The sequence below is a fragment of the Aeromonas sp. R5-3 genome (assembly GCF_040908225.1).
Taxonomy (GTDB): Bacteria; Pseudomonadota; Gammaproteobacteria; order Enterobacterales; family Aeromonadaceae; genus Aeromonas; species Aeromonas dhakensis.
This window is the reverse complement of record NZ_JBFODH010000021.1, coordinates 127001-151849: the sequence shown is the minus strand read 5'-3', so window position 1 is coordinate 151849 and position 24849 is coordinate 127001. Positions and strand designations below refer to the sequence as shown.

Below are 24849 nucleotides of genomic sequence, written 5' to 3'. Positions count from 1 at the left end.
GAAGTTTTTGCCGCTCTGTCACACGGGCACAGCGTGACTCACAGGCGTGGGAAGCGGGCCGCAGACCCGCATGGTGAGCTGATGCCTAGTTGCTTATCTCGCCGGCGAACAGGTAGCCTTCCCCGTGCACGGTGACAAACAGCTGGGGATCCCGGGGATCCTGCTCCATCTTGCCGCGCAGGCGGCGGATCAGCACGTCTATGGTGCGATCGCTCGGGCCATCGCCACGGTGGCTGGTAAGGGCCAGGATCCGCTCCCGGCTCAGCACCCGCCCGGCGTTGGCGATGAAGGCCACCAGCACTTCGTACTCCGCCTTGGTCAGGCGCACCGGCACCCCGTCACGGCTGAGCTGGCGACGGGGAATGTCGAAGCGCCAGGGGCCGAAGCGCACCGCATCGTCGGCCACCGCCGGCTCACTCGGCTGGGCTGCGGCCAATGAGATGCGCCACAGCAGGTTCTTGACCCGCACCAGCAGTTCCCTGAGCTCGAACGGCTTGGTGACATAGTCGTCGGCCCCCATCTCGAGGCCCACTATCCTGTCCACCGCATCGCTGCGGCCGGTCACCAGGATGATCCCCACAGTGCTGCGGGCGCGCAGCTCGCGGGTCAGCAGCAAGCCATCCTCCCCCGGCAGGTTGATGTCCAGCATCACCAGGGCCACCTCCTGCTCTGCCAGCACGGCCCGCATCTCCTGGCCGTTCTCGACCGCGGTCACCCGATAGCCCTCCCGCTCGAAATAGCCGGTCAGCTTCTCGCGGGTCACGGCATCGTCTTCAACAACCAGAATGTGGTGGCTCATGGGCAGGGTCCGCAGGGTTAGACAGAGTTCAACATGGGGGGATTATTCTATTCATAATTTTTCATAAATACCCCTATTTCGTTAATTTTCGGCGGCAGCCCTGTTCACAACGCCTCCCTATCATGGCCTCCATCAAAAAAGCGATGTGAGAGAGCATGATGAAAAAACTGTGGCATTTCCTGCGCACCCCCAGCCGCCGCTGGTCGGTATTGGCGCTGGTGCTGGCCGGCGTCGGGGTCACCCTGGCCGGCAGCGTCGGCCTGCACTACGGCTTCGAGAAGACCAGTACCCTCGAGTTCTGCATCTCCTGCCATACCATGAAGGACACCGTCTACCCCGAGTACAAGGAGTCCGTTCACTTCAAGAACGCCTCCGGCGTCCAGGCCATCTGCACCGACTGTCACCAGCCGAAGGACTTCGTCGGCAAGGTGGCGCGCAAGATGGAGGCGGCCAACGACCTCTATCAGCAGTACATAGGCCACAGCATCGACACCCAGGAGAAGTTTGAAGACAGGCGTCTGCACCTGGCCGAGAAGGTGTGGGCGCGCATGAGCAGCCAGAACTCCAAGACCTGCAAGTCCTGCCACAGCTACGACAACATGGACCACGCCAAGCAATCCCCCGCCGCTGCCCTGGCGATGAAGGATGCCGCCGCCAAGAACATGAACTGCATCGAATGCCACAAGGGCATCGCCCACGAGCTGCCGAACATGGCGGGCGGCTTCCGTGCCACCTACGCCACCCTGGCAAGCGATGCGCAAGAGGCACCGACCGCCGAGACCCTCTACACCCTGGGCGAGAAGGATCTCTACGCAAGCGAAGAGAGTACCGAGCCGGTCGGCAAGCTGCTGCCCGCCTCCCGCATCGAGGTGGTGGCCCGCAGCGGCGATCGCCTCAAGGTGACCATCGAAGGCTGGCGCGAGAGCGCAGGCAAGGGCCGTGTGCTGAGCGAGTACATGGGCAAGCGAGTCTTCGTGGCCACCATTCGTGATGAGCTCAGGGCCAACGAGCAGATCCTGAAACAGGAGACCGACAGCGCCACCCATATCGAGTGGGAACAGGTGCAGGTGCAGGCCTGGGTCGATAGCAAGGGCCTCGAATCCTCCCTCAAGCCGATCTGGGATTATGCCGGCGAGATGTACAAGTCCACCTGCAACTCCTGCCACGCGGCGCCGGATCCGGCTCACTTCACCGCCAACGGCTGGATCTCGGGTCTCAAGGCCATGTCCGCCTACTACCGCCTGAGCAAGGAAGAGGAGCGCACCCTGCTCAAGTACCTGCAAAACCATGCCGCCGATACCGGTGGTCAGGGCAGCCACTAATTCCGGATTCGAAAGAGGAATAACAAGATGATCAATATTTCCCGTCGTGGTTTTCTGGGTGGCTTGCTGGCCAGCGGTGCCAGCGCCCTGATCGGTCCCTCCCTGCTCGGTCGCGCCGTGATGGCCGCCGAGTCCGGCGAAAAACTGGTGCAGTCCGGCTCCCACTGGGGCGCCTTCCGCGCCCGTGTGGTCAACGGCCGCTGGGTCGAGACCCTGCCGTTCGAGCATGACAAGCATCCGACCGAGATGCTCAAGGCCCTGAGTGAAGTGGTCTACAACCCCTCCCGCATCCGCTACCCCATGGTGCGTCTGGACTGGCTGCGCAAGGGCCACCAGTCCGACACCCGCGAGCGCGGCCAGAACCGCTTCGTGCGGGTGACCTGGTCCCAGGCACTGGACTTCTTCTATCACGAACTGGAGCGGGTACAGAAGACCTATGGTCCGAGCGCCCTCTACGCCGGTCACTCAGGCTGGCAGTCAGTCGGCAAGCTGCACTCCGCCGGCGCCATGCTGGGCCGCGCCATGAACCTGCACGGTACCTATCTGGCCAAGGCCGGTGACTACTCCACCGGTGCCGCCCAGGTGATCCTGCCCCACGTGGCGGGCGCCATGGAGGTGTACGAGCAGCAGACTTCCTGGCCGCTGGTGCTGGAGCACAGCAAGACCATCGTCATATGGGGTTCCGATCCCATCAAGAACCTGCAGGTGGGCTGGCTGGTGCCGGATCACAGCGTCTACGAATACTGGGCACAGCTGAAAGAGAAAGTGGCCAAGGGCGAGATCAGGGTCATCAGCGTCGACCCGGTCAAGTCCAAGACCCAGAAGTACCTCAATTGCGATCAGCTGACCCTGAACCCGCAGACCGACGTCCCCCTGATGCTGGGGATCGCCCACACCCTCTACAGCGAGAAGCGTCACGACGAGGCCTTCCTCAAGAACTACACCACCGGCTTTGACAAGTTCCTGCCCTACCTGCTGGGCACCAAGGATGGTCAGGTGAAGGATGCCGAGTGGGCTTCCGCCATCTGTGGTGTGCCTGCCGACACCATTCGCGAGCTGGCGCGCACCATGGCCAACGGCCGCACCCAGCTCATCGGCGGCTGGTGCGTGCAGCGCATGCACCACGGCGAACAGTACGCCTGGATGCTGGTGGTACTGGCCTCCATGCTGGGCCAGATCGGTCTGCCGGGGGGCGGCTACGGTTTTGGTTGGCACTACAACGGCGCCGGCACCATCACCTCCAGCGGCCCCATCATGTCAGGCTTCAGCTCCGTCATCCCCGGGGTCAAGCCGCTGCACGACGGCGACTGGAAGGGCTACTCCAAATTCATCCCGGTGGCCCGTTTCGTCGACTGCATCCTGAACCCGGGCAAGCGCATCGCCTTCAACGGTCAGACCATCACCTACCCCCAGATGAAGATGGCGGTGTTCTGCGGCAACAACCCCTTCCACCACCAGCAGGATCGCAACAAGATGATCGCCGCCTGGCGCAAGCTGGAAACCGTGGTGAGCGTGGATCACCAGTGGACCGCCAGCTGCCGCTTCGCCGATATCGTGCTGCCGGTCACCACCACTTACGAACGGGATGACATCGAGCAGTGGGGTTCCCACTCCAACGCCGGCATCCTGGCCATGCACAAGGTGGTCGAGCCGCTGTTCGAGGCGCGCGACGACTACGACATCTTCGCCGATCTGTGCCGTCGCTTCGATCGCGAGGCCGAGTTCACCGGTGGCAAGAGCAAGCTGGAGTGGATCCAGAGCATCTATGACGACGCCCGCCTGCAGGGCCGCGGCATCGGTATCCGCCTGCCCCGCTTCAGCCAGTTCTGGCACGGTGAAGGCTTCGTCAGCTTTCCGGCGGGCCAGCCCTGGGTGCGGCACGAGTCGTTCCGCAAGGAGCCGGATCTGGAGCCGCTGGGCACCCCGTCCGGCCTCATCGAGATCTACTCCAAGACCATCGCCGACTACGGCTACGCGGATTGCCCGGGCCACCCGGTCTGGATCGAGCCTTACGAGCGCTCCCACGGCGGGCCGGGCAGCCAGCAGTTCCCGCTGCACCTGCAATCCTGTCACCCGGACAAACGCCTGCACAGCCAGCTCTGCTCCTCCGATGCCTACCGCGCCACCTACACGGTGCAGGGGCGCGAGCCTGTCTACATGAACCCGCAGGACGCCAGGGCGCGCGGGCTCAAGGACGGGGATCTGGTGCGGGTCTTCAACGGCCGCGGTCAGGTGCTGGCCGGTCTGGTAGTGAGCGAAGACTACGCCCCCGGCGTGGTGCGCATCCAGGAGGGGGCCTGGTACGGCCCGCAGGAGGGCGGCAAGGTGGGGACCTTGTGTACCTATGGCGATCCCAACGTGCTGACTGCGGACATCGGTTCCTCCAGCCTGGCGCAGGCCACCACGGCCCACACCGCGCTGGTGGAGATCGAGAAGTTCCGCGGGCAGGCACCGGCCGTCGCCGCCTTCGGAGCGCCGGAATCCGCCAAGGGCATAGATCCCATGTTCCCGGCACTGTGACCCGAGGGGACGAAAGTCACCCCTTGAGTTTCCTTTATTTTTAAAGTCGTTAGAATCGGGAGCCTCTATGGCTCCCGATTGTCATCCACGGAGGATAAATGCAGGAATTCATGGCTACCAGCGAACGCCGGGCCGAGCTTTACTGGTGGTTCTCCACCCTGTTCGCTGCCGAGCTCAGTGATGCACAGATCGCTGAATACGACACCTATGACGTGCGCAGCTTCTTGAAGAGCCTCTCCACTCTCGACCCCATGCGCGAGGCCGTGACCGAACTGAACGAGGCCATCGCCCGCCTGCTGGTGCGCCCGGATCGCCAGCTGGAGCTCGCCGCCGACTTCGCCGGTCTGTTCCTGGTGGATCCCAAGCAGGGTGCCCTGCCCTACGAGTCGCTCTATCGCGGCGAGGGCAAGCTGCTGATGCAGGCCCCCATGAGCGAGATGCAGGCCCGCCTCGATCGCCTCGGCATCAACGTCAGCGACAAATACAAGGAGCCTGCCGATCACCTGGCCATCGAGCTGGATCTGATGGGCAACCTCATCATCCGCGCCGCCGAGGCGACCACCGCCGCCCAGCGTGAAAGCTGGCTCGGCGAGCAGGAGTCCCTGCTGCACGGCCACCTGCTCGGCTGGTTCGACAAATTCGAGAGCGCCTGCCGCGCCGCCGACCAGTTCGGCTTCTACGGCGCCAGTGCCCGGCTGCTGGGGGTATTCCTCAAGATGGATGCCAACTACCTGAGCCTGGTCAAACCGGCGCAAGCCGCCGACTAAGCCGATGAAGACAGCCCTGCTCCTGATAGCATGCTGGCTGCTGGCCCTGATCCCGCAGGATCAGGGCATTACTCCCCTCGTCGCCCTGCTGTTCAACCCGGACAGAGAACTCTACGGCACCGCCCAGCTCACCGGCTTTGCCGGCATACTGCTGACGCTCTATCTTGCCAATCTGGGCGTCGAGGTGGTGCTGCGCCGCCGCTTCCAGATAGCGGGCATGCTGGCCCTGCTGGCCTCCTGGATCGATTTCATCAATAGCAGCGGCACCGAGAGCCACTGGTTGCTGCTCTACGCCATGGCGCTGCCGTTTCACGTGGTCGGCTGGCTGGTCCTGGTGCGCGGCATCCAGGCGTTTGGCCGCCAGAAAGGCTGAAAAAGCGCCAAAACTATTACAAATCATGACAGCCCGATCCCCCCGGTTGCCCTTGTGGCAAGGTCAGCGGGGTAATTGCGGGTAACATTCGCTTACATTCAGCTCCCGTTCAGTTTCACGACAACCGCTATAGTGCCGCTCCTTTTCCGACCGATACAGGAGCATCAGCATGCCTCCACAGGATGCGCGCATCACGGGCCTCGATCTGCTGCGAGGGCTCGTCATCTTCATGGCCGTCTTCGAGCACTACACCGGCTACCTCAACTACTGGTACATCGACTTCTTCAATCGGGAGCACGCCCTGTGGGACAGCTTCTACCTCTCCCACAAGGCGATGGCCGGTCAGCTGCTGCCCATGGATCATCTGACGGCCCAGGTGTCGGCCTGGCTCATCCCCTGGGTCAGCCAGATCTACCTGGCGCTGGCCGCCTTCAACCTCAGTCGCCGTGATCAGGCCAGCTTCAGACCGCAGCTGGGCGGCAAGCTGGTGCTGTTCGCCAGCATCATACTGGTGCTCTATGTGGAAGGACTGGTCATCGCCCCCAACTTCGGCGAGGCGATCTCTTTCTATCCGGTGATGCTGTGGATGTGCCTGCTGGCGCTCTTCTCGCTGGTCTACGCCTGGTTCGGCATCCGCGGCATGCTGCTGCTGACCCTGCTCAGCCTGCTGCTGGATCAGCTCGGCGTGCAGGATCTGCTCGGTCACCTCGATGGCTGGATGAAGCTGCACGTGCACCCCGACTACGAGCTGGATGCCCGCCTCGACCTCTTCATGGCCAGCGGCTGCTTCGGCTTCCTCTACGGCTGGTGCTGGCATCAGCGGCCCCAATGGCGGGACCGCCTCAACACGCTGGTGCTGACGCTCTCGCTGGTGGCGCTGGCCTGCTATCTCATGTTCGGCGAGACCAGCACGGTCGAGCTCAGCGACATCTACGCCAACGAGCACGAACTGGCGATGGACATGATCGGGCGTGCCGGCATCTGGGGAATGGAGTTTCTGGTGATCGGGGCCGTGCTCTGGCTGCATCAACGCAACATCCGTCTCTGCTGGCGCCCGCTCAACTGGATCGGCATGTACTCGCTGACCGTCTTCATCTTCCACAAGAGCATCTTCGTGCACCTGTGGGGCCCGCTTCTGCTGTGGTGGACCGCCCGCCAGGGCACCATCCTGCCCAACAATTTCGGCCTCATCATGGCGCTCAGCGCCACCAGCGTGCTGCTCATCTACGCCTTCCAGCGTTCCGGCATCATCTGCCACCTGATGGGCATGCATCAGGATCGGGACTGGGTGCGGCTCTATGGCAACAAATAAGCACTGGCTGGTGCTGCTGCTCCTGGCGCTGCCGGTCTGCGCCAAGGAGCTGGCCATCGGCGGTCAGTGGCAGCTGGACAGCAAGCAGGCGGGCAGCGGCAGCAGCGACAGCACCCAGTTCTGGGTCGGCTACGAGCGGGAGACCCAGGTCGGCCTCATTTTCGCCGACGGCCAGAGCGCCGGGGTGGCGCTGCCGCTCTACGCCAAGAGCTTTGTCGCCCTCGGCGTCAGCCCGATGGAGGTGATCGACCGCACCCGCTTCAGCGCGCTCTGGCGCCTGGGCTGGCAACTGGATGACGATCACCAGCTCACCCTGGGCCAGCTCTATGACGTCAGCGGGCGCTATGGCCAGCTCTGGTACATGGAGCACAGCCTGCCGCTGCCCGCCGGGCTCTCCCTCAATCTCTGGCTGACCCGTGGCAGTCAGGCCCACATGGCCGCCTATGGGGCGAACGAAGGCTTGCGGGACTGGGGGCTCACGCTGGAGCGCAGCTGGTGCTGGCAGCAGTGGCGACTGGGCACCGAGCTCGGCGCCAAGCAGTGGCTCATCAAGGAGCATGACTGGCAGCCGGTGATCAACCTCACCCTGAGCTACCACTTCGGAAAATAACCAAATTGGGGGCAAATGAGCCCCCACCTCTTCCCTCCAGTAGGCTTCATGCCATACTGACAACACCTCAAATGACAAAACAGTCAATTCCGGAGTCCCGTGATGGGGAAAGAGCTTTTCGACGCCATGCCCGATCCGCCGCAGGCGGGGCAGTTGAGCGTGAACGAGCTGCAGCAGCTGTTCGAACTGGCCCCGTTTGGCATAGGCATCTTCGATCGCCACTTCCGCTGCCGCAGCGTCAACCAGACCCTGGCCGACCTCAACGGCCTCTCCCGGGAGGAGCACTATGGCCACACCCTGCGGGAAATCGTCCCCGCCCTGGCCCCCGTGCTGGAGCCCCTGTTCCAGCAGATCATCAGCAGCGGCGTCCCCCGGGTCGAGCTGAACCTGAGCGGCCATACCGCGGCCCATCAGGGCCAGCAACGCCACTGGCAGGCGATCTACAGCCCCATGCTCGACGAACAGGGCGTGCCCGACGGCATTCTCACCATAGTGCGCGACGTGACCGAACAGGTCGAGTCGCAGCGGCGGCTGCAACTGGCCATGAATGCCGGCCGGATCGGGGTGTGGGAGTGGCATGTCAAGGAGGACAGACTGCAGTTTGACGGCCGGGTCGAGCAGCTGCTCGGCACCGCCGCCAGCGAGTTTCAGGGGGGAATGGAGCAGTTCATCAAGCGCTTCGACCCTCTCTCTGGCGAACAGCTCAGGGCGGCGCTCAAGGGCACGGTCCCCATTCATCTCACCCTCGGTTATCTGGGGCCCGATCAGCAGCGAGGCTGGGTCGACATCCATGCCGATCACGTGGCGGCCAGCGAACATCTGGGGCGACGCATCACCGGAGTGATCCACGACGCCACCGATCGCTGCACCCAGGAAGACAAGCTGCGCCAGGCCAACGTGGTGTTCGAAACCGCTGCCGAAGGCATCATCATCATGGATGGCCAGCGCCAGATCATCTCGGTCAACCCGGCCTTCTGCAGCATGACCCAGTACGAGGAGGAGGAGGTCGTCGGCAAGTCACCGGAAGCCATCATGCACCCGCGCCGCCACACCGACATCGACTACCCCTGGCACACCCTGCTGCCCGGCAGCCACGCCTGGCATGGCGAGATGATGTGTCTGCGCAAGGATGGCGGCTACTTCACCTCCTGGCAGCATGTCAGCGCCGTCCACGACAGTCGCCACAACACCACCAACTACGTCATCGCCTTCTCCGACATCAGCGCCATTCGCAAGGCCGAAGCACAGCTCAACCACCTCGCCTATCACGATCCCCTGACCGAGCTCGGCAACCGCAACCTGCTGCAGGAGCGGCTTGAGCTGGAGATCAAGACAGCTCACCTCAACCGGCAGCAGCTCGCCTTGCTGTTCATCGATCTGGACGGCTTCAAGCTGATCAACGACACCCTGGGCCACCGGGCCGGGGACGAGCTGCTCAAGCTGCTGGCCGAGCGCATTCGCCGGCTCCTACACCACAATGACGTGGCGGCCCGGCTGGGGGGCGACGAGTTTCTGGTGCTGATCCCCTACTTCGAGCAGCCAGAGGAGCTGGCCAGGCTCGCCGAGCAGCTGCTGGCCCGCCTGCGCGAACCGGTCGAGCTGGATCACGAGCGGGTGGCCGTCTCCGCCAGCATCGGCATCGCCCTCTATCCGGAACACGCCACCACCCCGGACACCCTGGTCAGTGCCGCCGACAGCGCCATGTACGAGGCGAAGAAGCAGGGCCGCAACGGTTACCTCTTCTATACCCCGGACATGACGGAGCAGACACGGGAGCGACTGAGCATGGAGCAGGGGCTGTTCCAGGCCATCGAGCAGCAGCAGCTCTGCATCCTCTATCAACCCATGACGGATCTGGCCAGCAACCAGCTGAGCGGGCTGGAAGCCCTGCTGCGCTGGCAGCACCCCAGCGAGGGCATGATAGGGCCGACCCGCTTCATTCCGGTGGCCGAGGAGTGCGGCCTCATCGAGCAGATCGGGGAGTGGGTGATGCGTACCGCCTGCCAGCAGGGGCAAGCCTGGCTGGCCGCAGGGCTGGCGGTGCCCAGACTGTCGGTCAATGTGTCGGTACGGGAGATGCGCTCGGCAGGTTACGTGGAGCGGGTCGCCGCCATTCTGGCCGAGACCGGTTTTCCGCCACAGCGGCTGGAGATAGAGGTCACCGAGAGCATCATCCAGCGGGTCGACCAGAGTCTGCAGCTGTTCAAGCGGCTGAAGGAGCTGGGGGTGCAGATCGCCATCGACGATTTTGGCACCGGCTTCTCATCCCTGAGCCTGCTGAAAAGCCTGCCCATCGATCGGATCAAGATAGACAAGACCTTCGTGCAGGCGCTGCCCGATGACAAGCACAGCCGCGAGCTGTGCCGCACCATCGTCAACCTGGCCGACAGCCTGGGCATGATGGTGACCGCCGAAGGGATAGAGACCCAGGCCCAGCGCCAGTTTCTGCAATCCCTCCACTGTCAGGAGGGGCAGGGCTATCTGTTCAGCCATCCGCTGGCCGAGCCCCATCTGGCGGCGCAGCTGGCATCGGGCAGGAATCACTGGTGCTGAGCCCCGCGCCAGGGGGGTGACAGCCACAGCCAACTCAATCGTTGAAGGTCAGCCTGGCGTCCCACCCTTCGTCCTGCTGCCGGCGTGACTCTTCCAGCAAGGAGTCCCGCGGATAGGAGGACTTTTTCTCCCCGAGGGTGACGGACACCGGCGGCTTGCGCGCCAGCCATGCTTCGCTCAGCTGGCCGCTGATGTGATCCCTCAGTGAGGGTGCGTCGGGCTGTGTCGGTGTCAGTTCAAGACCGTTGGCATGGGGGGCGGCCAATGCGGCCTCATCGGTGGCCTTCGGGGCCTCGAACTGCCAGAGGGAGGAGCAAAGAAGCAGGGTCAACACGGGGGCTGTCTCCATCGGTAAAAGCGACGTTTTACCCAATCGGCGATGAATTGTCATCGACGCGACTGTAAGCGGATGTTGCCATCTATCCAAAAGTCTAATTGCCCTCCCCCGCCAAAGGTATAAGTTGTTATCCAATCATTACAAAAATGTATTCAAAGGAGTGACACATGAGCGAGAGCAAGGTCTACCCGGTCAAAGCCCACATCAGCCAGGGCGCCCTGCTGGACAAGGCAGGCTATGAGGCCATGTACCAGGCCTCGGTGCAGAACCCGGATGCCTTCTGGGGCGAGCAGGGCAAGATCCTCGACTGGATGAAGCCCTATACCCGGGTCAAGAACACCTCCTATGATCCGGGCCACGTCTCCATCAAGTGGTATGAAGACGGCCTGCTCAACGTCTCTGCCAACTGCCTGGATCGCCATCTGAGCGAGCGCGGCGACAAGGTCGCCATCATCTGGGAAGGAGACAACCCGGCCGAGGATCGCAAGCTCACCTATCGCGAGCTGCACACCGAGGTGTGCAAGTTTGCCAACGTCTTGAAGGCACAAGGGGTGCATCGCGGCGACGTGGTCTGCCTCTACATGCCCATGGTGCCGGAAGCGGCCATCGCCATGCTGGCCTGTACCCGCATCGGCGCCGTGCACAGCATCGTCTTCGGCGGTTTCTCGCCAGAAGCCCTGGCCGGTCGCATCATCGACTCCGGCTCCACCATCGTCGTCACCGCCGATGAGGGGCTGCGCGGTGGCCGCCCGGTGCCGCTCAAGAAGAACGTGGATGAAGCGCTCACCAACCCGGAGACCAAGGTCAGCAAGGTGATCGTGCTCAAACGTACCGGCGGCAACATCGCCTGGCACAACCACCGCGATCTGTGGTGGCATGAGGCAACGGCTGCCGTCAGCAGCGACTGCCCGCCCGAGGCGATGGGGGCCGAAGACCCGCTGTTCATCCTCTACACCTCCGGCTCCACCGGCAAGCCCAAGGGGGTGCTGCACACCACCGGCGGCTATCTGGTCTATGCCACCCTCACCTTCAAGTACATCTTCGACTACCACGAGGAGGACATCTACTGGTGTACCGCCGACGTGGGCTGGGTCACCGGCCACTCCTACCTGGTCTACGGGCCGCTCGCCAACGGCGCCACCACCATCATGTTCGAAGGGGTGCCCAACTACCCGGCGACCAACCGCATGAGCCAGGTGGTGGACAAGCACCAGGTCACCATCCTCTACACCGCCCCCACCGCCATCCGCGCGCTGATGGCCAAGGGCAACGAGGCCGTTGAGGGTACCTCCCGTTCGAGCCTGCGCATCATGGGCTCGGTGGGCGAGCCCATCAACCCGGAAGCCTGGGAGTGGTACTACCGCACCATAGGCGACGAGCGTTGTCCGATCGTCGACACCTGGTGGCAGACCGAGACCGGCGGCATCCTCATCAGCCCGCTGCCCGGCGTCACCGATCTCAAGCCAGGCTCGGCCACCCGCCCCTTCTTCGGCGTGCAGCCGGCGCTGGTGGACAACATGGGCGAGCCGCTGGAGGGGGCCACCGAGGGCAACCTGGTGATCACCGACTCCTGGCCGGGCCAGATGCGCACCGTGTTCGGCGATCATGAGCGCTTCGAGCAGACCTACTTCTCCACCTTCCCCGGCCGCTACTTCACCGGCGACGGTGCCCGTCGCGACGAGGATGGCTACTACTGGATCACCGGCCGGGTGGATGATGTACTGAACGTCTCCGGCCACCGCATGGGCACCGCCGAAATCGAATCCGCGCTGGTGGCTCATCCGAAGATCGCCGAAGCGGCTGTGGTGGGGGTTCCACACGAGATCAAGGGTCAGGGCATCTATGCCTATGTCACCCTGATCGCCGGCGAAGAGCCGAGCCGGGAGCTGCACAAGGAGGTGAAGGAGTGGGTCCGCAAGGAGATCGGCGCCATCGCCACCCCGGACGTGATTCACTGGGCCGAGGGGCTGCCCAAGACCCGTTCCGGCAAGATCATGCGGCGCATTCTGCGCAAGATCGCCACCGGCGAGACCGACAGCCTGGGGGATATCTCCACCCTGGCGGATCCGGGCGTAGTGGACAAACTCATTCGCGAGAAGTCCGAAGCCGCCTGATCCCGTCTGCCTTTTGCCTCCAAAGCCGGCCCTGTGCCGGCTTTGTCATTCCTGCTAGTGAGTGTTTTGACAGCCGACCTAATAGAGCAAAAAACAGACAGATGTAGAGATTAGACCAGTAAAATGCTGCTAATTTTCACGAAATCAATATAATTGCGAAATCTGTGTGCCAGTGCACACCGATTTGAGCAGAAAATGGCTAGATTTCTGGTAGTCCACAAGATAGCTGACAGATAGCAGCATTATCATCGAGGATGTACTCAATATGTCGCAAAAACACCGAATTCTCCTGCTCAACGGGCCGAACCTGAACCTGCTGGGCAAACGGGAACCGGGCATCTACGGCAGCAAGACGCTCGATGAGATCGTCGCCGATCTGACGCTAAGTGCCGGCGAACTCGGGGTCACACTGGAACACCTGCAATCCAACGCCGAACATGAGTTGGTCGGCCGCATCCACCAGGCCATGGGTCAGGTGGACTTCATCATCATCAATCCGGCCGCCTTCACCCATACCAGCGTCGCCCTCCGCGATGCGCTGCTGGGTGTGGCCATCCCCTTTATCGAGGTTCACCTGTCCAACGTCCACGCCAGGGAACCCTTCCGTCATCACTCCTATCTGTCTGATGTCGCTAAGGGGGTCATTTGTGGGCTGGGGGCCGATGGCTACCAATTCGCTTTAACCGCGGCCGTGCACCAGTTGCGCGCGGCTTGATAATCACTGATCAGATAAAGAAGAAAGAGAATGCTAATGGATATCCGCAAAATCAAGAAGCTGATTGAACTGGTTGAAGAGTCCGGCATCGCCGAACTGGAGATCTCCGAAGGTGAAGAGTCCGTTCGCATCAGCCGCAACTTCTCCGGTCAGGTGACCGCTGCTCCACAGATGATCATGCCGCAGGTTGCTGCTCCGGTAGCCGCTCCTGTCGCCGCCGCCCCGGCCGCCGCAGCACCAGCTGCCGACGCCACCCCGGCCGGTCACCTGATGCGCTCCCCCATGGTCGGTTCCTTCTACCGCTCTTCCAGCCCGGAAGCCAAGCCGTTCGTGGAAGTGGGCCAGCACGTCAATGTCGGCGATACCCTGTGCATCGTCGAAGCCATGAAAATGATGAACCAAATCGAATCCGACAAGGCCGGCGTGATCAAAGCGATCCTGGTTGAAAATGGTCAGGCCGTCGAATTTGACGAGCCGCTGTTCATCATCGAATAAGGGAAATCGCCACCCATGTTGGACAAAGTAGTCATCGCCAACCGCGGTGAAATTGCCCTGCGGATCCTGCGCGCCTGCAAAGAGCTCGGGATCAAGACAGTGGCCGTTCACTCCACCGCCGACCGGGAGCTCAAGCATGTGCTGCTGGCCGACGAAACCATCTGTATCGGCAAACCGGCCAGTACCGACTCCTACCTCAACGTGCCGGCCATCATCGCCGCCGCCGAGGTGACCGGTGCCGTTGCCATTCACCCCGGCTACGGCTTCCTCTCCGAGAACGCCGACTTTGCCGAAGTGGTCGAGAAATCCGGCTTCGTCTTCATCGGCCCGCGCGCCGAGACCATTCGCCTGATGGGTGACAAGGTCTCCGCCATCGAGGCGATGAAGAAGGCGGGCGTACCCTGCGTACCGGGCTCCGACGGTCCGGTTGACAGCGATGCCAAACACAACGCCGCCATTGCCAAGCGCATCGGCTACCCGGTGATCATCAAGGCCGCCGGTGGCGGTGGTGGTCGCGGCATGCGCGTGGTGCGCAGCGAAGCCGAGCTGGCTGCCGCCATCGCGCTGACCAAGTCCGAAGCAGGCCAGTTCTTCAAGAACGACATGGTCTACATGGAGAAGTACCTGGAGAACCCGCGCCACATCGAGATCCAGGTGCTGGCAGACGGCCAGGGCAACGCCCTCTATCTGGGCGAGCGCGACTGCTCCATGCAGCGCCGCCACCAGAAGGTGGTCGAAGAGGCACCGGCGCCGGGCATCACCGCCGAGATGCGCAAGTTCATCGGTGAACGCTGTGTGCGCGCCTGTATCGAGATCGGCTACCGCGGTGCGGGTACTTTCGAGTTCCTGTACGAAAACGGTGAGTTCTATTTCATCGAGATGAACACCCGTATCCAGGTAGAGCACCCGGTTACCGAGATGGTCACCGGCGTCGACCTCATCAAGGAGCAGCTGCGCATCGCCGCCGGCCAACCCCTGTCGATCACCCAGCAGGACATCCGCATCCGTGGCCACGCCATCGAGTGCCGGATCAACGCCGAAGACCCGGCCACCTTCATGCCGTCTCCTGGCCTGATCCAGCGCTTCCACGCGCCGGGCGGTCTGGGCGTACGTTGGGACTCCCACATCTACGCCGGCTACAAGGTGCCGCCCTACTACGACTCCATGATCGGCAAGCTGATCTGTTACGGTGAAAACCGCGACGTCGCCATCGCCCGCATGCGTCAGGCACTGGACGAGCTGGTGGTGGAAGGGATCAAGACCAACGTCTCCCTGCAAAAAGAGATCATGAAGGACGAAAACTTCCAGCACGGTGGTACCAATATCCACTACCTGCACAAGAAGCTGGGTCTGTAAGACTCGCGTCCGCAGATCTTCTGCTGAAAAAGGGCCATGGCGACATGGCCCTTTTTTGTTATCCTTGCGCCCCTCGAAATTGTCGGAGGCCAAGGTGAACCGTTTTGCGCTCGCTCGTCGGGAAGCAGCACTCTGCCTGCTGCTGACCCTGCTCTACTTCCTTGCCTGGTATGGCACGGCCTATTTCATCCCCGAAGAGATCGAATTCTGGGATATGCCGCTCTGGTTCCTGCTCAGCTGCATTCTGATGCCGCTGCTGTTCATCGTGCTGTGCGGCCTGATGGTGGATCGCCTGTTCGTGGACATCCCCCTCGACTCCCAGCCCCTCGATGACAAGGAGCCTCCCCATGAATCTTGAGCTGATGCTGCCGCTGTGCATCTATCTGGTGCTGGTGCTGGGGGTCGGTTTCTGGGCCAGCCGCCACCGAGTGGGCGGTGACTTCGTACAGGAGTACTTCATCGGCAACCGCAGCATGGGCGGCCTGGTGCTGGCCATGACCCTGGTGGCCACTTACACCTCGGCCTCCTCCTTTATCGGCGGGCCGGGTGCCGCCTACAAGATTGGTCTGGGCTGGGTGCTGCTGGCGATGATCCAGCTGCCCACCGTCTGGCTCACCCTGGGGGTGCTTGGCAAGAAGTTCGCCATCATCGCCCGCCGGGTCAATGCGGTGACCATCAACGACATGCTGTGGGCCCGCTACCAGAGCAGGGCGGTGGTGGTGCTGGGCTCGGTCACCATCATCCTCGCCTTCATCGCCACCATGGTGGTGCAGTTCATCGGCGGCGCCCGCCTGCTGGAGACCGCCACCGGCCTCTCTTATCAGCAGGGGCTGTTCCTGTTTGCCGGCTGCGTGCTGCTCTACACGGTGATCGGCGGCTTTCGCGCCGTGGTAATGACGGATGCGCTGCAGGGGATCATCATGCTGATCGGCACCGGCGCCCTGCTGGCGGGGATCCTGATCGCGGGGGATGGTTTGCCCAACCTTATCCACCAGCTCAAGGCGATCGATCCCAAGCTGGTGAGCCCGCAGGGGGCCGGCGACATGCTGACCCAGCCCTTCATGCTGAGCTTCTGGGTGCTGGTCTGCGTCGGGGTGGTGGGGCTGCCCCACTCGGCCCTGCGCTGCTTTGGCTATCGCGACAGCAAGGCGCTGCACCGCGGCATCCTCATCGGCACCATCGTCAGCGCCTTCCTGATGTTCGGCATGCACCTGGCCGGGGCGCTGGGCCGCGCCATCCTGCCCGGCATGGACAGCCCGGACAAGATCATGCCCTCCCTGATGATGGAAGTGCTGCCCCCCTGGCTGGCCGGGGTCTTCCTGGCGGCCCCCATGGCGGCCATCATGTCCACCATCGACTCCCAGCTGATCCAGGCCTCCGCCACGTTGGTGAAGGATCTCTACCTCAACTACCTGAGCCCGGAGAAGGCCGGCCAGGAGAACCTGGAGGTACGGGTGCCGCGCCTCTCCCTGCTCTGCACCCTGATCCTGGGTACCCTGGTGCTGCTGGCGGCGCTGCAGCCCCCCGAGATGATCATCTGGCTCAACCTGCTTGCCTTTGGCGGCCTGCAGGCGGTGTTCCTCTGGCCGCTGGTGCTCGGCCTCTACTGGTCGCGGGCCAACGGCCCGGGAGCCCTGGCCAGCATGGTGTGCGGCATCCTCTGCTACGCCGTCCTGAGCCAATGGGGGATCAAGCTGGCTGGCCTGCACGCCATAGTGCCGAGCCTGGCGCTGGGGCTGATCGCCTTCGTGCTGGTCAGCCTGCTCACCCCGGCCCCGAGCCAGAGCGTAAGGCGGCTCTTCGAACCTTGTTCAGCAATGGATTAATAAAGGGTTCCGAAACTATCCCAAAATGGGTGCTTTAAGGGTAAACTGTGCGCCATGTCACAAAACAGTGCGCCCTTATGCCCGTCCAGAACGCCAGACAGATCCTGACCCAAGCCCTGCAGCGACTCGGTTACGCCCTGTTGCTGCCGGTCTCCATCCTGCCGCTGGCGGCCCTGCTCTATCGGCTCGGCCAGCCGGATGTGCTGGATCTGGCGGTGCTCTCCCTCACCGGTCGCGCCCTGTTCAGCCAGATGCCGCTCATCTATGCGGTGGCCATCGCTTTCGGGCTGAGCCGCCAAGGCGAGGGGAGCCAGGCGCTGGCCGGGGCGGTCAACTTCCTGCTGCTGAGCTCGGCGCTCGGCACCCTGGCTCCCGGCCTGCACAGCGACATGATCTGCGGCCTGCTGGCGGGATTGACCACTGCCATCGTCTACCCCTGGCTCAAGCGCCACCCCATGCCCCACTGGCTGCGGCTGGTCAATGGCGATTTCACCAGCCTGCTCGCCTCGGCGCTGGCCTGCCTGCTGCTGGCCTTCCCCCTCGCGCTGCTCTGGCCGCTGCTGGAGCAGGGCATCACCCTGCTCGCCTCCGAGCTGCTCACCACCCCGCTCGGCGCCTTCTGCTACGGCGTGCTGAACCGGCTGCTGATCCCGCTCGGTCTGCACCAGGTGCTGGGCAGCCTCATCGGGCTGGGAGAGAGCAACCTGCAAGCGCTGGCCAGCGCCCAGCCGCTGCACGAAGGCTATGTGGCCGGGCTCTACCCCATCATCATGTTCGGCCTGCCTGGCGCCTGTTTCGCCATCTGGCTGCACCGCCAGCGCATGCAGCGGTTGCCACAGGGGGGATTGCTGCTCACCCTGGCGCTCACCTCGGCGCTGGTGGGGATCACCGAGCCCATCGAGTTCCTGTTCGCCTTCACCGCCCCCTGGCTGTTTCTGGCCCATGCCCTGCTGACCGGCTTGTCGCTCGCCACCTGCAGCGCACTCGGCATCAAGGTGGGCAGTTACTTCTCCGCCGGCCTGCTGGATCTGGTGCTGAGCTACCACGCCGGCGAGCACAGCTTCTGGCTCATTCCGGTCGGCATCCTGTTCTTCGTCGCCTACACCTTGCTGTTCTATCAGCTGCTGGAGCGCACGCCCCTCAGCCTGCCGAGCAAGCCCATCGCCCCGGAACACCCGCTCCTTGCCAGCGTCGCCCCCTCCGATCCCCAGATGCTGGCGATCCAGTACCTCAAGGTGCTGGGGGGCATGGACAACCTGCAGGCCATGAGCGTCTGCCTGACCCGTCTCAGCCTGCGGGTACGCGACATCTCGCTGGTGGATCAATCCCGCCTGCTGGGGCTGGGCTGCCTCTCCTGGATCCAGCTCAACGACCATCAGCTGGTGCTGGTGCTGGGCCCCAACGCCAGCCTCATTGAAGGGCAGATCCGCATGCTGGCGGAGCGCCAGTCGGTGCCACTCGGCCTCAAGCCCAATCAGGAGTCGGCCGGCCAGAGCGGCTGGTAGCCTCAAGCAAACGGCAACCGCTCGGCCACAAAATCCATCAGGCTGCGCAGGGCGGGGGCAAGGTGCTCCCGGCTCGGGTAGATGAGATAGAAGGGGTTGGGCGGCACGGCGAGCTCGGGCAACACCTTCTGCAAGCGGCCACTCGCCAGATCCCCTTCGCAGACGTGATGGGGCAGCAGCGCAATTCCCCCTTCATTGATGGCCAGCTCCCGCAGTGCCAGCAGGCTGTTGCTGATACAGGCCCCCTGCGGCCGCCAGCCCCCCTCCTGCAGCGGCCACACCGGCAGCGACGTGTGCACCAGACAGGCGTATCGCCCCAGCTCGCTCAACTGTTGCGGCGTGCCGTGGGCCGCCAGATAGGCGGGCGCCGCCACCAGATGGCGCGGCACCTGACCAATGCGCCGGCAGATCAGGCTGGAATCTTTCAGCGGTGCCGCCCGCAGCGCCAGATCATAACCCTCCCCCACCAGGTCGAGCTGTTCATCGCAGAGGGTCAGCTCCAGCACCACCTCGGGGTAGAGGGCCCGAAACTCGGCCAGGATCCGGCCGAGCAGCAGGGTGCCGGTGGCCTCCGGCGCGGTGATCCGCACCCGCCCGGCCGGGGCCGCACGCAGCCGCGCCATCGCCAGATTGGCGCTGCGGGCCAGCGCCAGCAGCGCCCGGCACTGCTCCACATAGACCTCCCCCTGCGGGGTCAGGCTCAGCCGGCGGGTGGTGCGCTGCAACAGGCGCACCCCGAGCTGGGATTCGAGCCGCGAGATCTTCTGGCTGACCGAGGATTTGGGCATGCCTAGCAGCTCGGCCGCCCCAGTAAAACTGCCCTGCTCCACCACGGTGGCAAACAGCCCCATCAGCTCCAGTTCGACATTGTTCATATATTCAAACAGTCTTTACCAATTACCCATCTTAATCTGAATAATCAACCAGACTAGAGTGGCTGGCAATCCCCATCCAACCGATTTGAAAGGAACTGCCATGAAAGCCATCGCCCTGACCCACTATCTGCCGAGCGATCATCCCGACTGCTTTATCGAGGTCAATCTGGCCGACCCGACGCCAGGCCCGCGCGACCTGCTGGTGCGGGTCAACGCCACCTCCATCAACCCGGTCGACACCAAGGTGCGCGCCCCCAAGGCCAAGGTCGAGAGCAGCCCACGGGTGCTGGGCTGGGACGCCGTGGGCGAGGTGATCGCCGTCGGCCGCGAGGTGACCCTGTTCAAGACGGGCGACCGGGTCTGGTATGCCGGCGACATCAGCCGCCCCGGCAGCAACAGCGCCCTGCAACTGGTGGATGAGCGCATCGCCGCCCTCGCCCCCACCAGCCTGAGCGACCTGGAAGCGGCCGCCCTGCCGCTCACCGCCATCACCGCCTGGGAAACCCTGTTCGAGCGCATGAGCCTCAGCCGCGAGAGCCGCGGACGGCTGCTGATCATCGGCGGCGCCGGCGGGGTCGGCTCCATCGCCATCCAGCTGGCCAGCCAGCTCACCGGCATGGAGGTGATCGCCACCGCCTCGCGCCCCGAAACCCGGGCCTGGTGCCTGCAGATGGGGGCCCACCAGGTGGTGAGCCATCACCAGTTGCAGGAGGATCTCACCGCCCTCGGCATCAACCAGGTGGATGCCATCTTCTGCACCAATGCCACCGAGCAGCACTGGGATGCCATGGCCAGCCTCATCAGCCCGTTCGGCCATATCTGCACCATCGCCGAATCGAGCGAGCCCTGGGATCTCTCCCTGCTCAAGAGCAAGAGCGTCACCTTCAGCCAGGAGTTCATGTTTACCCGCTCCCTGTTCCAGACCCCGGACATGATTGAGCAGCACAACCTGTTGGGGCTGGTCGCCGCCCTGGTGGATCAGGGCGTGGTCAAGAGCACCCTCAGCAAGGTGGTACCCGAGCTGACCCCGACGACCTTGGCTCAGGCCCATGCCGAGGTGGAAGCCGGCCGCATGGTGGGCAAGCTGGTGATCGACATGAGCCGGTTCAGCAACTAATCCCTTATGGGTAAAAACTGCACCATCATGGGGTGAACTCACCAGTGACAAGCCCCATCACAGCACAGCTCACATCAGGCAACAGACAGTCACCACGCAGCTTCACCATAAAAAAGCCAAAAAAAGGGGCCATCCCGCCGGGATGGCCCTAAATACCTGAACGTTGGGGTAACAATCACACACATATCCTTATGCAGGACCTCTGTACCTTTGCAGCTAGTGTGCCAATCCCGCCCCCCTCCCCGCTTGCTTGCCACATTTTGCCCTGCCACCGTGGCCTGCCGCCCCTGCCGCCTCGCAGGCAAAAAAAAGCCACCCGAAGGTGGCTGAAAAAGATGACGGAACTTTCCTAGAGCAAAGCATTCAGCGGGAACAGGTTGCTTCCCGTCACCCAATGAGGAATACATGAACCGTGCCAACTCGGCAAAGTCCGCCTCCTCCACCACACTGCATGGGCAAACCACGACAGCACACGCCCATGATGATAGAATCCCGCGGTTTCACATTTATGAAGAGTCGACGCCATGCCCTGGATACAAATTCGAATCAACGCCACCGCCAAGACGGCGGACAAGGTGAGCAACATGCTGCTGGGGCGTGGTGCCCAGGCGGTGACCTTTATGGATGCCAAGGATGTGCCCGTCTATGAACCCATGCCGGGCGAGACCCCGCTGTGGGGCGAGACCGAAGTGATGGGGCTGTTTGACGCCGAAACCGATCCGGCCCCCACCATCGCCTTCTTCCAGCAGATCTTCGGTGAAGACGTGGGCTACAAGGTGGAGCAGCTGGAAGACAAGGACTGGGTGCGCGAGTGGATGGATCACTTCCACCCCATGCAGTTCGGCGAACGCCTGTGGATCTGCCCGAGCTGGCGCGACGTGCCGAACCCGGATGCGGTCAACGTCATGCTGGACCCGGGTCTGGCCTTCGGTACCGGTACCCACCCCACCACGGCGCTCTGCCTGCAGTGGCTGGACGGGCTGGATCTGGCTGGCAAGACAGTGGTCGACTTTGGTTGCGGCTCCGGCATCCTCGGCATCGCAGCGCTGAAACTCGGGGCCGCCCGGGTCATCGGCATCGACATCGATCCGCAGGCCATCCAGGCCAGCCGTGACAACGCCGAGCGCAATGGCGTCGCCGATCAGATCGAGCTCTATCTGCCGGCGGATCAGCCGCAAGATGTCGAAGCGGACGTGGTGGTCGCCAACATTCTGGCCGGCCCGCTGCGCGAGCTGGCGCCGCTGATCGCCGGCCACGGCAAGGCGGGCAGCCTGATGGCCCTCTCCGGCGTGCTGGAAAGCCAGGCGCCGGAGCTGGAGACCATCTACGGCCAGTGGTTCGAGATGGACCCGACCGCCGTCAAGGAAGAGTGGTGCCGCCTCTCCGGCCGCAAACTCGGCTGATTAGCAACAAGCCATGGCGGCTGCCAACCCATCGGCCGTAAACTCGGCTGATAAGCAATAAGCCACAGCGGCTGCCAGCCCATCAGCTACAAACTCGGCTAAGCGGCACTTGCCAAACTATCAACGGGGCTCCCACACGGGAGCCCCGTCTGTTTTCGGCCCGCCGGCGGCAGCCGCTTCTTCGCTGATTCCACCACCCAGCGCCATACATGCTCATTTGACCACACAGCTCACCCCGTTTCCGGTAGGATAGGCCGCTAGTCCCCCCTGCGACACAGAGTGCTTATGCGGATTGCCATACTGGATGACTATCAGGATCAGGTGCGTCATCTGCCCTGCTTTACCCGCCTGGCGGGCCACGACGTCACCATTCTCACCCGAAGCGAACCTGACCCCGAGCGCCTTGCCGCCAAGCTGGCAGGGGTGGAGGCACTGGTGCTCATCCGCGAGCGCACCCGCATCGACGAAGCCTTGCTGCGCAGGCTCCCCTCCCTTCGGCTCATTAGTCAGACCGGCAAGATCAGCCAGCATATCGCCCCCCTCCTGTGCCAACGCCACGGGGTGGCCGTCGCCGAAGGCATCGGCACCCCCGTGGCGCCCGCCGAGCTCTGCTGGGCCCTCATCATGGCCGCCTCCCGCCACCTCCCGGCCTATTGCCATGCCCTCACCCAAGGGCAGTGGCAGCAATCCGGCACACTGGGGCTGGGGCGTACCTTGCAGGGGTTGACGCTCGGCATCTGGGGCTACGGCAAGATTGGCAGGCTGGTGGCCGGTTACGGCCGGGCCTTTGGCATGTCGGTGCTGATCTGGGGCAGCGAGGACTCCCGCCAGCAGGCCGAGCGGGATGGCCATGCCAGCGCCCCCGACAAGGAGGCCTTCTTTCGTGACGCCGACGTCCTCTCTTTGCATCTGCGCCTGCACGAAGCAACCCGTGGCTGTGTGACCCGCGCCGATCTCGCGCGGATGAAGGTCGACTCCCTGTTGGTCAACGTCAGTCGGGCTGAGCTTGTCGAACCGGGCGCCCTTTATGCTGAACTCGCCGCCAACCCCACCCGGCGCGCAGCGCTCGACGTGTTCGATGCAGAGCCTGCCACGGCGCAAAACGAGCCTTTGCTGCGCCTGCCCAATGTGCTGGCGACGCCTCATCTTGGCTATGTGGAGCGCAACAGCTACCAACTCTACTTTCAGGCCGCCTTTGACAACCTGGTTGCCTTTGCCGAGGGCAGTCCGACCAATCTGGTGCTGCCCGTAGCGGGCCGCTGATCACGGTTATCCGGCGACCGGGCCGCTAGCATGTATAACCCAGGCGCCACAAAGACAAGCCACAGGAGCTCCCATGACCGAGTACGACAAGATGATCGCCAGCCAGCCTTACAACTGCATGGCGCCGGAGCTGGATCTGCTGCGCCGGGAGACGGCCCGCCTGTACCGCCGCTTCAATCGCAGCGACGAGGAGGATGAACAGCTGGCGCTGCTGCAGCAGATCGTCGGCGAGCTGGCCCAGGGTGCCTTTATCTGCCCGCCCCTCTACTGCACCTATGGCCGCCACATTCATCTTGGCGAGCGCAGCTACATCAACATGGGAGCCACCCTGCTGGACAACGCTCCCATTCGCATCGGCGCCGAGGTGATGATAGGGCCGAACGTGCAGATCTACACCGCCGCCCACGCGCTGGACGCCGATGAACGGATCCAGGGGGTGGAGACCGCGCTGCCGGTCACCATCGAGGACAGGGTCTGGATTGGCGGTGGCGCCATTCTGCTGCCCGGCGTCACCATAGGGCGGGAGGCCATCGTGGGCGCCGGAGCCGTGGTCACCAAAGACGTGCCGGCCGGCGCCCGGGTGGCGGGCAACCCGGCCCGCGTGCTGCCCGCCAAAGGCAAGACGCCGGTAAGCTAGCAGCACGCTCCTAGAACTACCTGTAGAGCCGGCACCAGGAAGTGAAGGGAACCTACACCCGAAAAACGCCCATAAAAATGAAGCCCAATGTCATCAAGACGTTGGGCTGTAAAAAGGTGCTACGGAATTGCGACTCTCATCGCAGAAAATTAGAAGGGGTCACCTTCTAAACTGGCACAGGGATATTAACGAGGAGCAAACGTTTTACATAGCGTAATAAACCAGGATTGAGAACGGCATCTCACTATTTAAAAAATTCCCTGCCAGCCACGGCCTGCCTCTTGGCAATTTTTCATTTATCAGTACAGCCTGTCGCCAGAAACAAAAAAGCCCTGACAAGTCAGGGCTTTATCGACAGTTCATCAGACTAGAAGCGACGCACGAACTCGCTCACCGGCAGCTCGCGCAGCTTGCGGGCCTCCAGCATGGGGGTGCCGAGGTAGAGGAAGCCCACCAGCTGATCGTCTGTGCCAAGGCCAAGGCCGGCCTGGATCTGCTCGTCAAAGATAAACCAGCCGGAGCGCCAGATGCCGTTGAAGCCCTGGGCCTGGGCCGCCATCTGCATCGCCATCAGGGCGCAGCCGGCGGAAAGCTCCTGCTCCAGTCGCGGCACCTTGGGGTGCTCCTGATGGCGGGTCGCCACCGCAATCACCAGCGGTGCGCGCAGCGGTGCTTCCCGGCACTTCTTGATGCTCTCTTCATCCTCACCGCGGCTACGGGCGGCTTCCGCCAAAAGGGTGCCCAACCGCTCGCGGCCCTCCCCTTCGAACAGGATGAACTGCCAGGGGGTCAGGGTGCCGTGATCCGGCGCCCGCAGCCCGGCCTTGAGGATATTGTCGAGTACCTCACCGCTCGGGGCGGGCTCGGCCAGACGGCCACAGGAGTGGCGGTTGAGTAACAGATGGAGGGCATCCATGAGCAGTTCCTTGTCAGGGGCTATGATGGCGCTA

At 63.3% G+C, this 24849-nt stretch carries 22 protein-coding genes; 18 read left to right on the top strand and 4 right to left on the bottom strand.

Annotated features, from left to right (window positions below; all coding sequences use genetic code 11):
* Positions 1-85: 85 nt before the first annotated feature.
* Positions 86-799 (bottom strand): two-component system response regulator TorR, encoded by a 714-nt coding sequence (torR, locus tag AB5Y95_RS12565; RefSeq protein ID WP_368161244.1) that lies wholly within the window; start codon positions 797-799, stop codon positions 86-88.
* A gap of 155 nt (positions 800-954) precedes the next feature.
* Here torR and torC point away from each other — a divergent pair, with 155 nt between their 5' ends.
* The 7 genes from torC (at position 955) to AB5Y95_RS12530 (ending at position 10256) form a co-directional block, all read left to right on the top strand.
* On the top strand, positions 955-2121 hold the full coding sequence (gene torC, locus AB5Y95_RS12560) for a pentaheme c-type cytochrome TorC (protein ID WP_279699815.1): 1167 nt from the start codon (positions 955-957) through the stop codon (positions 2119-2121).
* Positions 2122-2148: 27 nt separating this feature from the next.
* Entirely contained in the window at positions 2149-4641 is a 2493-nt protein-coding gene (gene torA, locus AB5Y95_RS12555) for a trimethylamine-N-oxide reductase TorA (protein WP_368161242.1), read from the top strand.
* Between the two features lie 98 nt (positions 4642-4739).
* The gene (gene torD / locus AB5Y95_RS12550; RefSeq protein ID WP_010633086.1) at positions 4740-5408 is read left to right on the top strand and encodes a molecular chaperone TorD; all 669 of its coding nucleotides are present in this window, start codon (positions 4740-4742) and stop codon (positions 5406-5408) included.
* Between the two features lie 4 nt (positions 5409-5412).
* Positions 5413-5781: a hypothetical protein gene (locus AB5Y95_RS12545; protein WP_043170285.1), complete on the top strand. Its 369-nt coding sequence runs from the start codon at positions 5413-5415 to the stop codon at positions 5779-5781.
* Positions 5782-5950: 169 nt separating this feature from the next.
* Positions 5951-7093, top strand: coding sequence for a hypothetical protein (locus tag AB5Y95_RS12540; protein ID WP_017779922.1), 1143 nt, complete (start codon positions 5951-5953; stop codon positions 7091-7093).
* A complete protein-coding gene (locus AB5Y95_RS12535; RefSeq protein WP_368161239.1) occupies positions 7080-7703 on the top strand; it encodes a hypothetical protein in 624 nt (207 codons plus the stop codon). Before AB5Y95_RS12540 ends, AB5Y95_RS12535 begins: the two co-directional genes overlap by 14 nt.
* Before the next feature lie 102 nt (positions 7704-7805).
* On the top strand, positions 7806-10256 hold the full coding sequence (locus AB5Y95_RS12530; protein ID WP_368161238.1) for an EAL domain-containing protein: 2451 nt from the start codon (positions 7806-7808) through the stop codon (positions 10254-10256).
* A 34-nt stretch (positions 10257-10290) separates the two neighbouring features.
* On the opposite strand, the gene AB5Y95_RS12525 is transcribed toward AB5Y95_RS12530, so the two are convergent.
* Positions 10291-10590 (bottom strand): hypothetical protein, encoded by a 300-nt coding sequence (locus AB5Y95_RS12525; RefSeq protein ID WP_368161236.1) that lies wholly within the window; start codon positions 10588-10590, stop codon positions 10291-10293.
* A gap of 170 nt (positions 10591-10760) precedes the next feature.
* Between AB5Y95_RS12525 and acs the strand changes: the two genes are divergently transcribed.
* The 7 genes from acs to AB5Y95_RS12490 all read left to right on the top strand — a co-directional run bounded on the left by acs (position 10761) and on the right by AB5Y95_RS12490 (position 18604).
* A complete protein-coding gene (gene acs, locus AB5Y95_RS12520; protein ID WP_005298042.1) occupies positions 10761-12707 on the top strand; it encodes an acetate--CoA ligase in 1947 nt (648 codons plus the stop codon).
* A gap of 265 nt (positions 12708-12972) precedes the next feature.
* Complete coding sequence (gene aroQ, locus AB5Y95_RS12515; protein WP_010633081.1) at positions 12973-13422, top strand: type II 3-dehydroquinate dehydratase; 450 nt, start codon at positions 12973-12975, stop codon at positions 13420-13422.
* A 36-nt stretch (positions 13423-13458) separates the two neighbouring features.
* Positions 13459-13917, top strand: a complete 459-nt coding sequence (accB, locus tag AB5Y95_RS12510) for an acetyl-CoA carboxylase biotin carboxyl carrier protein (protein WP_005298038.1) — start codon at positions 13459-13461, stop codon at positions 13915-13917.
* Positions 13918-13932: 15 nt separating this feature from the next.
* Positions 13933-15273: an acetyl-CoA carboxylase biotin carboxylase subunit gene (accC, locus tag AB5Y95_RS12505; protein WP_005298029.1), complete on the top strand. Its 1341-nt coding sequence runs from the start codon at positions 13933-13935 to the stop codon at positions 15271-15273.
* A gap of 79 nt (positions 15274-15352) precedes the next feature.
* The gene (locus tag AB5Y95_RS12500; protein WP_010633080.1) at positions 15353-15631 is read left to right on the top strand and encodes a YhdT family protein; all 279 of its coding nucleotides are present in this window, start codon (positions 15353-15355) and stop codon (positions 15629-15631) included.
* Entirely contained in the window at positions 15621-17099 is a 1479-nt protein-coding gene (gene panF, locus AB5Y95_RS12495; RefSeq protein WP_368161233.1) for a sodium/pantothenate symporter, read from the top strand. The genes AB5Y95_RS12500 and panF overlap by 11 nt, the downstream gene beginning before the upstream one ends.
* Positions 17100-17176: 77 nt before the next feature.
* Positions 17177-18604, top strand: coding sequence for a PTS transporter subunit EIIC (locus AB5Y95_RS12490; protein ID WP_368161231.1), 1428 nt, complete (start codon positions 17177-17179; stop codon positions 18602-18604).
* 2 nt (positions 18605-18606) lie between these two features.
* Here AB5Y95_RS12490 and AB5Y95_RS12485 read toward each other — a convergent pair whose 3' ends face one another.
* On the bottom strand, positions 18607-19479 hold the full coding sequence (locus tag AB5Y95_RS12485) for a LysR family transcriptional regulator (protein WP_242762514.1): 873 nt from the start codon (positions 19477-19479) through the stop codon (positions 18607-18609).
* A gap of 100 nt (positions 19480-19579) precedes the next feature.
* Here AB5Y95_RS12485 and AB5Y95_RS12480 point away from each other — a divergent pair, with 100 nt between their 5' ends.
* The 4 genes from AB5Y95_RS12480 to AB5Y95_RS12465 all read left to right on the top strand — a co-directional run bounded on the left by AB5Y95_RS12480 (position 19580) and on the right by AB5Y95_RS12465 (position 23899).
* Entirely contained in the window at positions 19580-20596 is a 1017-nt protein-coding gene (locus AB5Y95_RS12480; RefSeq protein WP_368161229.1) for a zinc-binding alcohol dehydrogenase family protein, read from the top strand.
* 524 nt (positions 20597-21120) lie between these two features.
* Complete coding sequence (gene prmA, locus AB5Y95_RS12475) at positions 21121-21999, top strand: 50S ribosomal protein L11 methyltransferase (RefSeq protein WP_010675412.1); 879 nt, start codon at positions 21121-21123, stop codon at positions 21997-21999.
* Between the two features lie 285 nt (positions 22000-22284).
* Complete coding sequence (locus tag AB5Y95_RS12470) at positions 22285-23262, top strand: D-2-hydroxyacid dehydrogenase family protein (RefSeq protein ID WP_368161227.1); 978 nt, start codon at positions 22285-22287, stop codon at positions 23260-23262.
* Positions 23263-23335: 73 nt separating this feature from the next.
* A complete protein-coding gene (locus AB5Y95_RS12465) occupies positions 23336-23899 on the top strand; it encodes a sugar O-acetyltransferase (protein WP_124249641.1) in 564 nt (187 codons plus the stop codon).
* 367 nt (positions 23900-24266) lie between these two features.
* Here AB5Y95_RS12465 and AB5Y95_RS12460 read toward each other — a convergent pair whose 3' ends face one another.
* Positions 24267-24815 carry an NAD(P)H nitroreductase gene (locus tag AB5Y95_RS12460; RefSeq protein ID WP_005298007.1) on the bottom strand — a complete coding sequence of 183 codons (549 nt, stop codon included), beginning with the start codon at positions 24813-24815 and terminating at the stop codon, positions 24267-24269.
* Between the last annotated feature and the right edge of the window lie 34 nt (positions 24816-24849).

Coding starts and splice junctions, on each gene's coding strand:
- torR (WP_368161244.1), bottom strand. CDS start 799: ATGAGCCACCACATTCTGGTTGTTGAAGACGATGCCGTGACCCGCGAG.
- torC (WP_279699815.1), top strand. CDS start 955: ATGATGAAAAAACTGTGGCATTTCCTGCGCACCCCCAGCCGCCGCTGG.
- torA (WP_368161242.1), top strand. CDS start 2,149: ATGATCAATATTTCCCGTCGTGGTTTTCTGGGTGGCTTGCTGGCCAGC.
- torD (WP_010633086.1), top strand. CDS start 4,740: ATGCAGGAATTCATGGCTACCAGCGAACGCCGGGCCGAGCTTTACTGG.
- AB5Y95_RS12545 (WP_043170285.1), top strand. CDS start 5,413: ATGAAGACAGCCCTGCTCCTGATAGCATGCTGGCTGCTGGCCCTGATC.
- AB5Y95_RS12540 (WP_017779922.1), top strand. CDS start 5,951: ATGCCTCCACAGGATGCGCGCATCACGGGCCTCGATCTGCTGCGAGGG.
- AB5Y95_RS12535 (WP_368161239.1), top strand. CDS start 7,080: ATGGCAACAAATAAGCACTGGCTGGTGCTGCTGCTCCTGGCGCTGCCG.
- AB5Y95_RS12530 (WP_368161238.1), top strand. CDS start 7,806: ATGGGGAAAGAGCTTTTCGACGCCATGCCCGATCCGCCGCAGGCGGGG.
- acs (WP_005298042.1), top strand. CDS start 10,761: ATGAGCGAGAGCAAGGTCTACCCGGTCAAAGCCCACATCAGCCAGGGC.
- aroQ (WP_010633081.1), top strand. CDS start 12,973: ATGTCGCAAAAACACCGAATTCTCCTGCTCAACGGGCCGAACCTGAAC.
- accB (WP_005298038.1), top strand. CDS start 13,459: ATGGATATCCGCAAAATCAAGAAGCTGATTGAACTGGTTGAAGAGTCC.
- accC (WP_005298029.1), top strand. CDS start 13,933: ATGTTGGACAAAGTAGTCATCGCCAACCGCGGTGAAATTGCCCTGCGG.
- panF (WP_368161233.1), top strand. CDS start 15,621: ATGAATCTTGAGCTGATGCTGCCGCTGTGCATCTATCTGGTGCTGGTG.
- AB5Y95_RS12490 (WP_368161231.1), top strand. CDS start 17,177: ATGCCCGTCCAGAACGCCAGACAGATCCTGACCCAAGCCCTGCAGCGA.
- AB5Y95_RS12485 (WP_242762514.1), bottom strand. CDS start 19,479: ATGAACAATGTCGAACTGGAGCTGATGGGGCTGTTTGCCACCGTGGTG.
- AB5Y95_RS12480 (WP_368161229.1), top strand. CDS start 19,580: ATGAAAGCCATCGCCCTGACCCACTATCTGCCGAGCGATCATCCCGAC.
- prmA (WP_010675412.1), top strand. CDS start 21,121: ATGCCCTGGATACAAATTCGAATCAACGCCACCGCCAAGACGGCGGAC.
- AB5Y95_RS12470 (WP_368161227.1), top strand. CDS start 22,285: ATGCGGATTGCCATACTGGATGACTATCAGGATCAGGTGCGTCATCTG.
- AB5Y95_RS12465 (WP_124249641.1), top strand. CDS start 23,336: ATGACCGAGTACGACAAGATGATCGCCAGCCAGCCTTACAACTGCATG.
- AB5Y95_RS12460 (WP_005298007.1), bottom strand. CDS start 24,815: ATGGATGCCCTCCATCTGTTACTCAACCGCCACTCCTGTGGCCGTCTG.